The following is a 15,515-nucleotide window of genomic DNA, read 5'->3' on the forward strand; positions in this document are numbered from 1 at the left end:
GGAGGATTTGGGATCGGAAGCTTACCTCTTTGTGCTCTGTTTGCAGGTGCCTAAGGCCGCCCTAGTATAAACCGTCTTGTCCCAGTTGGACGGGAAGGGGTTACCGATCATTGGGGGTCTGTATGCGTGGGATAACGAGTCTCGCGGGGCTTTTGCTCTGCCTGACATTTGGGGACGTTGCAGCTCAGACGACCTATCGCCTGCAGCCGGGAGATACGCTGCAGGTATGGATTGCCCAGGAGCCTGAGCTTACCCGCGAGGTCGTCATTGCTCCGGATGGGTGGCTGTCGTTCCCGCTGGCGGGCCATATTCAGAGCGCGGGGCTTTCCCTTTCGGAACTGGAAGCGCAACTTCTCGGGCGGCTGAAGACCTATTTCAAGGACAGCCCCAATCTCACCATCATGCTGCGCCCCAATTCCCAGAACCCGCAGCTGATCTATGTCCTCGGCGAAGTCGACAACCCCGGCGAATATCCATATCGCGCCAACATGACCGTCCTTCATGGCATCAGTGTCGCCGGCGGCGTTTATCGCACGCCCTTGCTGGCTGCCGATCAGGACCGGTCAGTGGTGGTAAAACGCGAAGTCGAACACTCCCAAAAACGCCTGCAGGAACTGCGGGCACGCATCACCCGCCTGGAGGCGGAAATGCGCGAAGAAAAGTCCATCGGCACGGCCGAAACCCTCGCCGCCGATCCGGCCCTTGCGCAGGAACAATCGCTCCTGAACGCCCGGATGGAAGCGCTCGCCTTGGAGGAAAAAGCCCAGGCCCAGGCAAACCAGCTCACGGAGCGAAACAGCCTCGCGATGCAGGAGCAAGCCGACACCCTGACGAAACGGATAGACTTGGCAAGGCGTCGCCTCCAGAGCATCAACGGGCTAGTCGCCAAGGGCGTGACCGAAGGCTCCCAGCAGATGGTCCAGGAAGGCACGATTGCCGAACTCGAGGGACAGGTCAGCCGACTGACATCTGAAATCGCAGTCGCCGAGCGGGCAAAAATGGCGGAGATCGCCCGTTATGACAGCGCACGCCAGGCGCAACGGACCCAATTGCTGGTTGAACTCAATGCAGCCAACCGCGAACAGGAGGAGGTCGCGGCGCGGCTTGCCGACAGCACGCGGATCATGACGATCTATGGCGAGAGTGCCGCCTCGAACCATCAAAAAGAGCGCCGCGTGCTCGGTTATCAGATCGTGCGCACCGCCAACGGTGAAACACGGGAGTTCGCCGCAACCGAGATGACCCCGATCCTGCCCGGCGATCTGCTGCGCGTCGTCTACAGCGATCCCGCGAACAACCAAGATGCGGGGGCGGTACAGCCATTGGCCCAGGTCGGAAGCCGTACGTCCGGGTTAACGACGAGAGCGGCTCGATAAGGGAGACTTCGTGATGACCAATGTATTTCGTACGCGAAGCAATGAGGCGACAGCATGATCAATGAATTAGGACGCAATATTCTCTATTTTATCGAGATCGCACTCGCCAAACCTTTCTATGCCATCGTGCCCGCTCTGGTTACTCTTATGGTCGGGGCCTACTTCATTTACTCCATGCCTCGGAGCTATTACTCCGACGCGCTGCTGCTGATGGAATTCCAGCAGATACCGACAACGCTCGTATCGCCGACCGTATCGAACGACCGCCTGCTGTTCATCGAGCAACGGGTACTCTCACGCAACAGCCTGCTGGCGCTGGCCGACAAGCATGGTCTTTTTCCAAATCTGCGGGAGCCCCTCGCCAAGAACAATTTTGCCGCCGTGATACGCAACAACATCACTCTCCAGATATCGGTGACCGACGGAGCCGACCGCACCGCAAGCAATGCCTCCGTCAGGATCGGCTTTAAATATGACGATCCCGTCGTTTCTGCGAATATGGTGTCGGACCTCGTGTCGCAGGTCATCGAAGAAAACCGGCGCATCCGCACGGCGCGTGCCTCGGAAGCGACCAAGTTCCTCACGCAGGAAGCCAATAACGTCACGCAACGTCTCCGCGAGAGGGAAGGCGCCTGGACCAGATATATCGAAGAAAACAAGGAGTCCCATCCCACTCGGATCCCGACCCTGCTGATCGAGCTTCAGACCAAGGAACTGGAACTCGCGACGCTCGATCGGGCGGCCATTGCGTTGAATGAGGAGATCGGGATCTATGAGGCGCAGCTGCGTATTGGTCCCGGGCAGACGACAGAGGTTACGCGTTTTCATGGGCAGCTCATCGAGCTTGAGCGTGATTTTGCAGTGAAGTCCGTCATTTATTCGGACACCCATCCGCAAATCCGTGCCATGAAGCAGCGTCTCGAGGAGATGCGGGCTCAGGTCGCACCCGCCGCGCCGCGCGATGGATCGGCGACCATGCCGACGCCGGAACAGATCAAGACGCTTCCGCCCGAGCTCATGCTGATTGCTGAACGTATCGCAATGGCAAAGCCACGCCGGGAACAGAACCTCGCACAACGGAACTCCCTCGTAGAACGCATCGGCCGACTGCGGGAACTCATCTCCCACGCTCCCGAAGTTGGAGCGCAGATCGAAGCGAACGAAGCCGAGAAAGTCTCGCTTCAGCGAAACATGAACGAGATGCAGAATAAACTCGATGCCGCGCGCCTCGGCGAGCGCCTGGAGGAAGGCGATGCCGCCCAGCAGATCGAGGTGATCGAGGAGCCGGAAGTTGCCAAAGTTGCTTCAGGACCGCGGCGGCTTCATCTGGCCGCCGCGGTTTGCGCCGCAGCGGCGATGGCCGCGGCTGCAGGAATTTACGCCAGGCATCTGTTTGATCGAACCGTTCGCGGCGCGTTTGATCTCAGCCACGCTCTGGCGGGAGAAACTCTGGTGGTCATCCCACATTGGAAGCCGAAGCGACGCATAGCCAAGGCGTTCCGGAATTCCACATTCACCAACCCAAGTCCGATCGCGGGAGGGTGACATCACACCAATCCGGCAGGACCGCCTTTAGTTGAAAATCGCACCTATGGGATAGGGCAGGGAATTTTATGGAAATCATCAAGAATATCTCGGCTCGAGGAAGAATGGCGGAAAGACTGGACGGCACCGGTCTCGCCGAGCTGAATGCCGGCTACCTCAACAGCTCGGCCAATGGAATCCATTCCTATGAAGAATGTCCGCCGCCTGACCTCTCGCCGGTCTCCCCCACCTTCCTGTATGCAAATCGCATCATCGCTTTCGACAGCGACAGTTCGATGGCACACGCCTATGACATCCTGCGAAACCAGCTGCTGACCGAACACAAGGATGAGGACACGCGGGTGATCTCGGTGACCGCCCCGACGACCGGCTGCGGCACCACCGTAACCGCCATCAATCTGGCGCTCAGCTTTGCCCGCGTACCCGGATCCAACGTTCTGCTGGTCGACGCCAACTTCCGGGATCCCGCAGTCGGCAACATACTCGGACTGCCGCCTCGTCCGCCATTGGAGGACCCAATCCGCGGGTGGCTGACGACGCTGGACATACGAGGCCTTCATTGCCATCTGCTGCGTGCCGCCTGGGGGCCGGGCAGAATTCCACTGCCGGCTGACTTGGCCCGCATGACGACGCAGATCGAATTTGTGCGACAGATGCTGAAGCCGACGATCGTTCTCTTCGATCTGCCGCCGATGTTGAGTTCGGACGAGGTGATCCCGTTCGTCGATATGTCGGACACCGCCGTGATCGTACTCGCCATTGGTAAGTCAAAGCTTTCTGAACTGGACATCTGCCGGAGCTATCTCGGCTCCGAAAAAAGCATGCAGGTGGTCCTGAACAAGACGAAGAGGCACGGCCTTTGATGGATGTCGAACATAGCCGGCAAGACGACGCCCCGCGGCTGAAACTGGTGGTCGTCATCGTCAACTATCGGACCGCCGATCTGACCATCGATTGCCTTGCCTCCTTGAGTGTTCCGGGCACGGTTCCGGATGGGACGCGGATCGTTGCCGTCGAGGGAGGGTCCGGCGATCGTTCGGCCGAACTCATTGCGGCCGCCATAGAGGAGAACGGCTGGACGAACGCCGTATGTCTCCCGCTCGAGACGAACGGCGGCTTTGCCTACGGCAACAACCGGGGCATCGAGTATGCCACGGCGAACTTCGGCCGGCCGGACTATGTGCTGCTCCTCAATCCCGATACCATCGCACGCCCCGGCAGCATTAGCCGTCTCGTGGAATTCATGGACGGCAAGCCTGATGCCGGCATCGCCGGCAGCCGTCTGGAGCATCCGGACGGGCGGGGCCAGGCCTGCGCTTTCCGCTTTCCTTCGATTACCAATGAATTCGAAAGCGAGGCCAGGCTAGGCCCGGTCACCCGCCTCCTCGGGCGCTGGCGTATCGTCCCCGACATGCCGAAGGAGCCAAGCCGGATCGACTGGGTTTCCGGGGCCAGCCTGATGATCAGGACAGAGGTCCTCGACCAGATCGGCGTGCTCGACGAAGGGTATTTCCTCTATTACGAGGAGGTCGACTTCTGTATCCGGGCAGCGCGCGCCGGATGGTCCTGCTGGCACGTGCCGCAAAGCCGCGTCATCCACCTGGTCGGCCAATCGACGGGTGTGACGCGACACATCAAACCTTCCAGGCGACCGGCCTATTGGTTCGAGTCCCGGCGGCGCTACCATCTGAAACATCATGGAGCCGTATTCTCGGTTCTCTCGGACCTTGCCTGGCTTTGCGGACACATCGCCTGGCGCGTCCGCCTTCTCGCAGAAGGCAAGCCCTCAAGCGGACCGCCGCATCTGCTGCAGGATTTCATTCGTCACTCGGGGCCATTTCGCAGGGTCTGACCGCCTTCGCAAATACCGACCGGTTTAAACAACTCCCGGTCGGGCCATCAGTATTTCCAGCGCCGCCGCCGATCTGTTGATGTCATGCCGTTCGAGCGTCCGGCGCCGTCCCGCCTCGCCTTTGCGAAACAATTCGACATCGCTTGCGAACAGCGCCTGCCGCATTGCGCCGGTCAGCGCCTCCAGATCGCCGGCGGGAACGAGCCAGCCGTTGTCCGGTTGAACGAGCTCGGGGATGCCGGCAATATAGGTCGAGATCACCGGGCGCTTCAGAGCCATGCTCTCCATCAGCACGACGGGAAGGCCCTCCGCGAAACTTGGCAGCACCAGAGCCTTGGCCCGAAGGATTTCGCTGCGCACGTCGTCCTGCGAGATCGTGCCGGTCAGCACGACCGTATCGCCGAGGCCGAGCCGTTCGATTTCGTGTCCGATTTCAGCCCGCAGCGGGCCGTCGCCAACAAGGACGAGTTGGAAGCACATCCCCTCGGCCCGCAGGTTTGCCGCCGCCTGCAGCAGAAGGAGATGGCCTTTCTGTTCGGACAGCCGGGCAATGCAGACAAGACGTTGGCTGGTGCCATGCACGCCCACGTCGTCGCTCAGGTAGCGCTGGTCGATGCCGCAATGAACGACCTCGATCTTCCGCCAATCTCCAAGGTCGGCCCAGCGCAGCAGCTGGCTGCGACCATAGGAGCTGACGGCGACGACAAATGACGAAGCCCTGATCTTGTCGCCGAGCCCCAGCGTTTCGGGCCGATCGAATTCCTCCGGCCCGTGGACTGTGAAACTGAATTTCATGCCGCCGATCTGATGTGCCAGTGTCGCAACCGTCGCAGGGTTAGTGCCGAAATGCACATGCAGGTGATCGATCTCGTCCCTGCGGCACCAATCGGCCAGGATCAACGCTTCGAAGAAGTACACGAGGTGATGCAGGTAACGTCCGCCTGACGTCCTCGCGAACCGGAACGCACCTCCCAATGCCTTCAACGAATTCCCAGGGCGGGAAAGCAGTTGGCGGGCGACGCACGCCATGGCCCGTATCATCGGGGTGCGCAGGATATGGCGAGTATGTCGAGCTTCTCCGATGTCATCGGGATCCTTCAGCGCGCCACGAAAGGGACGCACCGCATATCGTTCGACCCGATGCCCCCTCGCCTCCAGCGCTACGATTTCGCGCCGTATGAACGTGTGGCTCGGCGCCGGATACTGGTTGGTGAAATACGCAATCCGCATTCCACAAACATCCCTTCATCTTTGCCGATCGTCGGCAATTCCCCTTGGAACCGGTATAGCAAAAAGGGCTTCGGAGGCTCAGTGGGACAAAGAGCTTAGGGCCGCGGCATCGGCTTCCACCAAAGAGGTAAATTTACAGCCGCGATCCCGAATTCTACAAATAGAATATGGGCTTACCAGGTTGGCAGGCCGAGATCGCGACTGGCGACGACCGCCAGACCAACGGCCGGGGACAAGCACGCATGGACACAGATATCCTAATGCACCGCGGCTATACCGGGATCGGGGCCGATGTCGGCATCGTGGTGATCGGACGCAACGAAGGGCAGCGTCTCATCGACTGCCTCAGTTCGCTCAAAACCCATCGCGACCGTACGATCTACGTGGATTCGGCCTCGTCCGACGGAAGCGCCGAGGCGGCGGCCGCCCTCTGCGCGGAGGTAGTGCCGCTGGACATGACAATTCCCTTCACCGCGGCGCGCGCGCGCAATGCTGGTTTCGACGCCGTCATGCGGCGCTGGCCCGATACCATCTTTGTGCAGTTCCTGGATGGGGACTGCGAACTCGACACCGGATGGATAGCGACAGCCACGACCTTTCTGGTCATGCGCAAGGATGTCGCGCTGGTCTTCGGACGACGGCGCGAACGGTATCCCGAACGCACCATCTTCAATGCCATGTGCGATCACGAATGGGATGGGCTGCCGGGCGAAGTTCAGGCATGCGGCGGCGATATTCTCATCAGAGCCTCCGTCCTCAAGGATCTCGGAGGTTACTCCCCAGGGCTGATCGCGGGAGAAGAGCCGGAACTTTGCGTCCGCCTGCGCGAGAGAGGTTGGAAGATCTGGCGCCTCCCTTCCGAAATGACACGCCACGATGCGGATATAAGCCGCCTGAGCCAATGGTGGCGGAGAAGCGTACGCTGCGGGCATGCCTATGCGCAGGTGTCTCATCTCCATCGGACATCGCCATCCCGGATATGGACGAGAAATTTCCGGCGCGCAGTTTTCTGGGGCGGCTTGCTGCCGCTGGTCACAATCGCGGGCGCGGCTTTGCACCCCGCCGCCCTGGCGCTTCTGCTGCTCTATCCGCTTCAGCTGCTGCGCCTGGCTCGGCGTACGCGACCGGCGCTCGGAAATGCTCTGCTTTTCGCAACTTTCGACGTGCTGGGCAAATTCCCGGAAATGCAGGGCATCGCGCAGTTCTACCTAAACCGGTTGCTCAATCGTCGACAAAGGATCATCGAGTATAAGTAGTTCAAATCAATATCTGTCGAAGGTTCGCAGCTTGCGTCCCTTCAGTGCATGCCCAACACTCGCATCTTCTTTCTGCCATCGTCCGGAGAGCCTTGGCGGGCCAGCAGGTTCAAGCCAAGGACCTTCAGTGGAAGATATTCCCGGTTTCTGGCGAAGCTCGGAGCGAGAATTGCGGCGCACATGGCGGAGAAAGTCCAATATATATAGGGTATGACAGAAACGCTGCTGGTTGTAATAATCACCAGGAGCATCGCGACCAGGATACCCAAAACTGCCTTGTAGTTTAACGCATCCGAGTTACCCTCGAACGATTTTCGAGTCAGCGCCGACGTAATAAAGGCGAAATATAGTACAAATATAAACAAGCCGATTAGTCCGTAATATAGCGCGACTTGCAGATAAGTATTCACTATATCAATAATACCCTGCCCCTGTATCATGGTCTGCATCTCTGGTTCCTTCAGGAATGAAGCCGAACCGAAAAGCGGATAACGCTGGATGACTATCAGAGAATTTTCGAAAAGGCTGGATCTGTAAGTTTCGCTACCCTTATCCGCCGATCCGACAAACGGAAGCAAGTTTATGAAGCGGTCAAGAAATGGGGGATGCAGGAACAGCAACGCAACCACCCCGGGCAAACCTGCAAGAGCAAGCCTGAAAGACCTCTTCGGGTTAGTGATGGTCAAGAACAAGAGACAAAATGCGAAACCCAGCCACGGGCCTCGTGACACGCTCGAAAGCAGCCCGAGCACCAGTACGCCTAGTGCCGCATAACGCCAGGCACCTAGCGGGACTGGGCTTCGGAGAGCCAAGAGACAACCGGCTCCGGTCATGCAGACGAAGCCGAAGGCAATCGCTTCGATAGACGTGGCTGAAGCACGCAGGAGCCCGTCTCGAAATAGATAGGCGGTTATAAGAAACACGTCCCATTCCTGCACGACGACATAATAGACTCGCCAGCTTTTCGATATCTCCAGAACCCCGATGGCGCTCAGGGGCAGCACGCCGACCACGAAGGCGAGAAGCGCTTTGTTCATATCAAGACTGGAGCGGATCACCCGGCTGAAGACAAAGTAAGGAAGGCAGATATCGAGAAAATTGCCGGCCAGGATCCGAAGAATGGAATTGAAATCTCCCAACCTTACGGAAAGCAGCGAGGTATACGCCACGAAGGCAATCACAAGAACATCCAAGCCCCGAAATTCCCGAGTGCCTCGGTCCCTCAATAGCCTGACCGCAATCGGCAGGAGAATTGTAATCGCCAGCCAACGAGGAGGATCGAGATCAATAATCTTGTTGAAGATGCCGGGTATCCCGCTGGGGATAGGCACGCAGGGCGCAACAAACATCAGGACTATATAGAAAAACGCCGGCTGCTTGGAGTATCGGTGAACATAAAAGCTCACGAAAGCCATCGCGACAGCAAAATCAAAAAAACCCCTGGATAGGAAGGTGATGACGGTCGCCAGCAGCCAGCAATTTCGCCAAAGACGGAGCTCAGCCAGGCCGATTATCGGCACCGCTATCTTCCCGCCGACATAAAGGGCAGGGGCAGCGGCTATCAATACAAAGACAAGCGAGCGCAGGAATTCTGGCATCTAACGTCTCTTGCCCCGCCGCAATGATCTGAGGAACGCCTGCATATTGTATATTTTCCCCGCCACCCGCCGCTATCGAGCAAGGTATCCCGCTACGCTGGAATGCTACCCATTCGGTTGCGGGTCGCCACACGGTAAAAGGGATTCCCACCTACTAACTTTGGAGGCGGCATACGACTAATGCGCAGCTTGCTCGCGGGCGCCTTGTATTATCTCGTCTGGTGGTGGACGGCCACGTTCCGCGACAAGCACTGCAACAGATATCCGAGTGAATACGGAGAACATCTGCCGTGAACCGCCGAACACTTCTTCAAATGCTGGCAGGTCTTGCAGCCACCGAACCTTTCAACGCCTTTTCGTTTGGGCAAGCCTCAGCCAGAGAGGACTATCCAAGCCGTTTGGGCGTGAATCTAAGCCCGATGAATTATTGGGCCACCGAGCAGGTCTTCTCCGACCTGGCCTATAACGCCTCACGCTGGCGTGTGCAGGTCAGAGGCGCACCCTTTACATGGGACACGCCGTTACCGCCGATGACACCGGACGGGTACCCGTTGAACGTCCCGGAGAACTCTACGATCGAGAGTTTCCTGATCTTCTCACGTGAACGGAGAAATCTGCCTGTAAATCTCTCAGTTTATTATGATGGCAAGGGAAAACTCGGATATCGCGAAGGCGCCGAACTGGAGGCGCGTTTGCCCGGGCGCGATGATGTGCGAAATCTTCGCAAGGACGCGGCTTTCACCACAATCTTGATGGAAACCGATCCTTCCGATCCGATCCGCAACATCCGTGTCTACGAACGAGGCAAAAGGCCGACACAACGATTCCGCGAGCCCTTCCTCAGGCGGTTGAAGCGCATGTCTACGCTACGCTTCATGGACTGGATGGCTACCAATAACTCGGCGGTCCGCAGCTGGGATGATCGGCCCCGTGTGGGCCACTTCGGTAAATCCGATGCCGGAACGCCGCTTGAGTACATGATCGAACTGAGTAACGAGCTACAAATCGACCCTTGGTTCAACATGCCTCACCAAGCCGATGACGAATACATCCGCCGGTTCGCACAGCAGGTGAAAGACGGCTTGGACGGAAACCTGATGGTGAATGTGGAGTATTCCAACGAAGTCTGGAATTCCAGCTTCGGCCAGGCGGAGTATGCAAAGGAAAAGGGGCTCGAACTCGGACTTTCGAGCAACGAGTTCGAAGCCCAACTCCGCTACTACGCCCAGCGGACAACGGAAATTCTTGCCATCTGGGAAGACGTATTTCGTGGACAGACGCAAAGGGTCATCGGGATTTATTCTGCTCAATCCGTAAATGATTGGACCAGTGAAACGATACTGTCGTGGAAGGGCGTGCGGGCGCATGCGGACGTCCTTGCCATCGCGCCCTATTTCGGCGGCAGTCTCGGGTCGCCTGAGCGAGCTGAAGCGGTTTCCAGATGGCCTTTGGCCCAGTTGTTCACGGAACTTGAACGGGACGTATTAAACGACAATCGGAAGATGATCGAGGCCCAGGCTTCCGTTGCCAAGAAATATGGCGTCAAGCTTTACGCCTATGAAGGCGGACAACATCTTGTCGGACATACTGGTGCAGAAAACAACGAGAGGATGACGAACCTCTTCATAGCGGCAAATCGTGACAGACGGATGGGCGATCTCTATCTCCTCCATCTGAATATCTGGCAGCGATCCGGTGGAGATGCCTATGCCCTATATTCTTCAATGACGGATGCGAGCAAGTGGGGCAGTTGGGGGCTGTTGGAAAATGAGAGCGACAGCAATCCCAAGTGGCTGGCAATAGAGAAAATCCTCATGCGGAGGGAGTTCCAATCAGAAACGGGCTCCGTAAGTATTGCGCGATAGCAGTCTCCTGCCGGCCGTCCCGTCATCTGGCGTGTATGAGCGATCCACGCCTCGGCTGACGCAACGGATTTCTCGACGTCCTTCGCCAATCTTCGGCATTCGCCGAGCCGTGCGAACTGCCTCCCTGCTCTAGATTACCTGTTCATCATCGCCGAGCCGGCCAGGACGCTTCCGACGTGGATGCAAGGCGCGACATCATTGCGGCAGATGCCGAACGGCGAGAGGAGCGACGTTCTGCGGAGGCAAATCTGGGTCCTTGCGCTGACCGAGCCGCCCGGAGACCAGATATGACGACAGCGCAGCAAAGGCGATGGTCACCGCGATGGAAGCCCAGTAGGCCGGATCCAGTCGCAGCGATCGCCTGAGGGTGAAACGCCCGAATTCCGGAAGGGACATCGGTTTGTCGTAGAGTGAATGGGCGATGACAAAACCGCTGAGTACGAAGAAGACCGCAACGCCCAGCCCGCCGTTCAACAACGCCGTCTCAACCCAGTCAGGGAGGAAGATCAACAGACACAATCGTCAGATCTTTGTCGATACGGTCGGCCTTGTGGGTTCACGGGGCCGGAATATCCCGCTTTCATGACACAGCACCGAAGGCATCGCGATAAAAGTATTGATCAAACAACTGACCGGCTGCCTAGGGGGCAACCGGCCAGTCTACAACGCCGAAACCCGAGGCGTTCTGCTCAAGTCCGCACTATAAAATAGCACAATCATAGATCGGCGATATTGCAATCAGGCCACACCTCAAGTGTAATTTTCGAACGCCTAATTTAGCCAACCAAATGCCGAACGAATTGCCGTCGAGTTTCGTGTACTTCGCCCGAAACTGCGCATGTAAAGATAGAAAACAACCTGTGATTATTAAATTTTATCCTATCCACAACGAATGAGAGAACCTAATCCTTTTGATTGAGTTGATGTCTCTTGCAGATAAAGGAATAATACTTCTGCCAAACAGACTGCTGAAGGCTCGAACGGGAAAAACGGTCGGGCCTTCTCCTTTTGGTGAACCTGACATTTGTCAACGCTCGTGGTGTTATGTTGCCCGAGGCGTCCTGTCAGCCTCGAGTATTTCCCGTGTTGCGGACGCCCTCGCTGTTTGATCGGCGAGGGTTTCTTTTAGGGAAAAAGCGAGGAAAGCCAGCCTGCCGCCCATCTCCGGAGCGCTGGCTGGAAGCCTGTAAAAGGCGAATGGCTTTACAGGGCGCGTTGAAGATAGCAGCGAGCCTACGCCTTAAGAGGTAGCCCCCTGGCGTAGGCCCGAGCAGGTGGGGCTTATCAGCGCTCGCTGAACGCTCTCGACATGCTGTCCACAACCGGCTTGACCAGATAGCTGAAGAACGTTCTGACCGCAGTCTGGATCATGATTTCCGCCGGCATGCCGGGTTGCGGAGTAAACCCCTTGATGCGGGCGATCTCGTCAGACGAGATATTGATGCGCGCGACATAGACGTCGTGGTTTGAGAGCCCTGCCCTGCTATCCTCCATTGCGTCCGCCGAGACATAGAAAACCTCGCCCTGCAGGACCGGGGTCGTGCGCTGGTTCAATGCGATGAGGCGGACCGTGGCTTTCTGGCCGACCTTGACGCTGTCGATCTCGTTGCGAGGCACCTTTGCCTCGATGATCAACGGCACGCCGGCAGGCAGGATCTCCATGATCCCCTTGCCGCTTTCGATAACGCCACCCGTCGTATGGTAATATGTCCGCACGACAGTACCTGACACCGGAGCAAGGATCGTCGCGCGACGCAGAACATCGTCGGCTTCGCGTGATTGTTCGCGCGAAGTATCACGCTCGCCCTGGATCGATTGTAGGCGGTCGAGCGCTTCCTCCCGATATGTCTCCTCAGCGCGCATGATCTCCTGCTGCCCCTTCAGGAGCTGGGCTCCGGTTTCCGATACCTCCGCCTCCAGCCGGCCGATCTGCCCTTCGGCATCGGCGATCGCCCGTTGAAGCGCTCTGACCTCGGTTGCTCGCAGCAATCCCTTGGTCAGCAGAACCCGCTTGGTATCGTATTCGTCCTTGAGCAGGACGAGCTGCCGCGACATGGCCTCGCGGTGCCGGGTGTAACCTTCGCTGCGGAATTCCAGCGCTTTCATGTTCTGCTTCAGCAGGGAAAGCTCGGTCGCCAGCTTCATGCGCTGGGCCTTGAAGTTGAGCTGTTGGGTAAGGATGATCGCGGAAACATCCGGGTCATCCCTGAAATCGTTCAGGTATGACGAAATCTTCATGGAGTCGGCACCCTCGGACTGGGCGGTAAGCCGGGCGGCCGTTGCTTCCAGCCTGACGCGTCTGAGGAAGAATTCCCGTTTCTTGGCCTGCGATGCGGTCTCGTCAAGCCTGACCACCGGCTGGTTCTCGACAACCTGGTCACCCTCGCTGACCAGCAGCTCCCTGATGATACCGCCCTCGAAATGCTGCACGATCTTGTTGCGGCCGGTTGCGACGAAACTGCCCTGCGCGATGACCGCCGCCGCGAGCGGGGCCGTCGCAGCCCAGGTGCCGAAACCGCCAAAGGCTATGGCCGTCAGCGCCAGACCGGTCACCGTCTGTTTCCAGACCGACCGGGGAACTTCCGAGTACCATTCGAGATCGTGTACCTTGGCGACAGCAGACATGCCCAACCCCTATTGCAACAGATGGCCGAATGAACCGGTATTGATGTCGATGCCGCGGGCTTCGATGGCCTTCAGCACATCCGCCCGCATCCCGAACAGCGCAACGGTGCCGTTCACCAGCAGAAGAACCTTGTCGACGTTGCTGAGGAGAGCCGGACGTTGCGTGATCGTCGCGACGGTTATCTTGTGTTCCTTGGCATGCTGAAGTGCATGGAGCAGCGCCGCATCACCCGCATTGTCGAGATTGGAATTCGGCTCGTCCAACACCACCATCCTCGGATCGCCGAAGAACGCCCGGGCGAGCGCGATGCGCTGCTTCTGGCCGCCCGAAAGGGGAGAACCATCCGCCGCAACCACCGTTTCGTATCCGTGGGGCAGGCTGGCGATCATCTCATGAACATCGGCCAGCATCGCGGCGCGGTAAATCTGCTCGTCAGCCGCATCCGGCCGCATCCGGGCGATATTGGCCTTGATCGTGCCGGGGAAGAGCTGCACGTCCTGCGGCAGGTAGCCTATGTTTTCGCCGAACTGCCGCTGATCCCAGTTCCTCAGGTCCATCAGATCCAGGCGGACACTGCCCGACGTGGGCAGGATCGATCCGACGAGCATTTTTCCAAGAGTGGTCTTGCCGGCGCCGGAATTGCCGATGATCGCCAGCAGAATCTCCGGGCTGCAGGGCAAACGAGACGCCGTTGAGCACGACACGCTTGGTTCCCTGCGGTACATAAAGGAGGCGTTCGACATCCAGGCGCCCCTCGGGCTTCGGCAGGTTCAGACGGTCGAAATTCAAGGGCGAGGATTTCAGCAGCGCCGTTATCCGAGCGTAGGCCGCGCGGGATTGGCTGTATTGGCTCCATCCTTCGATGGCCCCTTCGATCGGCGCCAGCGCGCGACCCGCAATGATGGACGCCGCAATCACCATGCCTCCGGTGAGCTGCCCCTCGATCGACAGGTAGGCGCCCCAGCCAAGCATCGCGATCTGCGTCAGAAGACGGCATGCCTTCGATATGGCCGCAATGGTGATGTTCCGGTCCTGGGCAATGACCTGCGCCTTCAGCGAGGTGGCGGTATCCTTGCCCCAGATCTGTACCGTCTCGGGGATCATGGCGAGCGCATTGATGATCTGCGAATTGCGCGACATCGATTCCAGATGAAGATTGGCCTTTATCTGCGCGGTATTGGCTTCGGCAAACGGCTCGGCCGTCATGCGCTGGTTGATCTGGGTGAAAACAAGCAGCATGAGGGCCGTCAGGACTACGATCAGGCCCAGATGCGGATGGATGAGGAATACCGCCACCACGAAGAGAGGGGCGATCGGCGCGTCGAGGAACGAGAGCAAGGTCCTGGAGACCAGGAACGAGCGAACCTGTTGAAGATCGCCGAGCACCTGGTATTCGCGGCCATTGCTCTGAAGCGAGGCGCGGGCGGCCGCGCTCAGGATCGGAGCGCCGAGCTGCGCCGCGATCTCCACCGCGGTCCGCATCAGGATGAAGCGCCGAAGCGCGTCGAAGGCCGCCTGCAGAATGACGGCGCCGACGATCACGATCGTCAACATCACCAGGGTGTCAAGAGAGCGGCTGGTCAGCACCCGGTCCGATATCTGGAACAGGTAGACCGGGATCGCAAGCACCAGGATATTGCTGGCGACGGTGAACAGCATGACGATCGCCAGGTTCCGCCGCACGGCGGTGACGCCCGCCCGCAGGCTGGCCGAAAAATCGACCGGCGCGAGACGCTTGTGAAACGTTCCGTCGCCGCCGCGGCCGCCGCCGGTCGACGGCGATTTTCCGAAGGTCTTTGTTTCGGTCCGCAAAGGTCCGGTGTCGGCATCGATCGTGATCATGCCTTCCGGCGCCTTTGCCTCCGTCGCTTCGCGCACCGTGGACTTCGGCTCGATTTCGATGATCCTGTCACTGGCAGGCATGGGCAGAATATCGGCTCCGGAGGAGTTTTCATTCGTCCGGGACGGATTCTGCGAAGCGTTTCTGGGTTCCAGTCTGGATATCGTTGCTGAAGGGGCTGCGCCACCGGGTGACAGTTTCAGGCATTCGTCCACAGCGCGCTCCAATTTTTCATAGATATCCTCACCGGCAAGTTGCTGACCTTCATCGTGATCATGGGCCTGTTCCAGATCGGCCCTTTTTTGGACATCCGACATGTTTCCCCCC

The 15,515-nt window shown here is 58.6% G+C and carries 10 protein-coding genes and 2 pseudogenes; 6 read left to right on the forward strand and 6 right to left on the reverse strand.

Annotated features, from left to right (window positions below; translation table 11 throughout):
- The first annotated feature begins 122 nt into the window (after window positions 1-122).
- The 4 genes from LZK81_RS18320 to LZK81_RS18335 all read left to right on the forward strand — a co-directional run bounded on the left by LZK81_RS18320 (window position 123) and on the right by LZK81_RS18335 (window position 4,773).
- A complete protein-coding gene (locus LZK81_RS18320) occupies window positions 123-1,376 on the forward strand; it encodes a polysaccharide biosynthesis/export family protein (protein WP_233954164.1) in 1,254 nt (417 codons plus the stop codon).
- 54 nt (window positions 1,377-1,430) lie between these two features.
- Window positions 1,431-2,921, forward strand: coding sequence for a GumC family protein (locus LZK81_RS18325; protein WP_046604268.1), 1,491 nt, complete (start codon window positions 1,431-1,433; stop codon window positions 2,919-2,921).
- 68 nt (window positions 2,922-2,989) lie between these two features.
- Window positions 2,990-3,784, forward strand: a complete 795-nt coding sequence (locus tag LZK81_RS18330; protein WP_046608209.1) for a hypothetical protein — start codon at window positions 2,990-2,992, stop codon at window positions 3,782-3,784.
- Complete coding sequence (locus tag LZK81_RS18335; RefSeq protein ID WP_046604266.1) at window positions 3,784-4,773, forward strand: glycosyltransferase family 2 protein; 990 nt, start codon at window positions 3,784-3,786, stop codon at window positions 4,771-4,773. The genes LZK81_RS18330 and LZK81_RS18335 overlap by 1 nt, the downstream gene beginning before the upstream one ends.
- 24 nt (window positions 4,774-4,797) lie before the next feature.
- On the opposite strand, the gene LZK81_RS18340 is transcribed toward LZK81_RS18335, so the two are convergent.
- Window positions 4,798-6,003 carry a glycosyltransferase gene (locus tag LZK81_RS18340; protein WP_233954165.1) on the reverse strand — a complete coding sequence of 402 codons (1,206 nt, stop codon included), beginning with the start codon at window positions 6,001-6,003 and terminating at the stop codon, window positions 4,798-4,800.
- 242 nt (window positions 6,004-6,245) lie between these two features.
- Between LZK81_RS18340 and LZK81_RS18345 the strand changes: the two genes are divergently transcribed.
- Window positions 6,246-7,259: a glycosyltransferase family 2 protein gene (locus LZK81_RS18345; protein WP_233954166.1), complete on the forward strand. Its 1,014-nt coding sequence runs from the start codon at window positions 6,246-6,248 to the stop codon at window positions 7,257-7,259.
- 41 nt (window positions 7,260-7,300) lie between these two features.
- Here the strand turns inward: LZK81_RS18345 and LZK81_RS18350 are convergent, their stop codons facing one another.
- On the reverse strand, window positions 7,301-8,857 hold the full coding sequence (locus tag LZK81_RS18350) for an O-antigen ligase family protein (protein ID WP_233954167.1): 1,557 nt from the start codon (window positions 8,855-8,857) through the stop codon (window positions 7,301-7,303).
- A gap of 290 nt (window positions 8,858-9,147) precedes the next feature.
- Between LZK81_RS18350 and LZK81_RS18355 the strand changes: the two genes are divergently transcribed.
- On the forward strand, window positions 9,148-10,722 hold the full coding sequence (locus LZK81_RS18355; RefSeq protein WP_233954168.1) for a hypothetical protein: 1,575 nt from the start codon (window positions 9,148-9,150) through the stop codon (window positions 10,720-10,722).
- Here LZK81_RS18355 and LZK81_RS18360 read toward each other — a convergent pair.
- The 4 genes and pseudogenes from LZK81_RS18360 to LZK81_RS18375 form a co-directional block, all read right to left on the reverse strand.
- Window positions 10,716-10,844: pseudogene (locus LZK81_RS18360) on the reverse strand (IS5/IS1182 family transposase); the annotation flags it as partial. The gene LZK81_RS18355 and the pseudogene LZK81_RS18360 overlap by 7 nt on opposite strands.
- A 73-nt stretch (window positions 10,845-10,917) precedes the next feature.
- Window positions 10,918-11,241, reverse strand: a complete 324-nt coding sequence (locus LZK81_RS18365; RefSeq protein WP_233954169.1) for an acyltransferase family protein — start codon at window positions 11,239-11,241, stop codon at window positions 10,918-10,920.
- 765 nt (window positions 11,242-12,006) lie between these two features.
- Window positions 12,007-13,347 (reverse strand): HlyD family type I secretion periplasmic adaptor subunit, encoded by a 1,341-nt coding sequence (locus LZK81_RS18370; protein WP_046604260.1) that lies wholly within the window; start codon window positions 13,345-13,347, stop codon window positions 12,007-12,009.
- A gap of 9 nt (window positions 13,348-13,356) precedes the next feature.
- Window positions 13,357-15,505, reverse strand: a pseudogene (locus tag LZK81_RS18375) (type I secretion system permease/ATPase).
- Window positions 15,506-15,515 lie beyond the last annotated feature (10 nt).

It is taken from the genome of Neorhizobium galegae, from assembly GCF_021391675.1.
In the GTDB taxonomy this organism is placed as follows: Bacteria; Pseudomonadota; Alphaproteobacteria; order Rhizobiales; family Rhizobiaceae; genus Neorhizobium; species Neorhizobium galegae_B.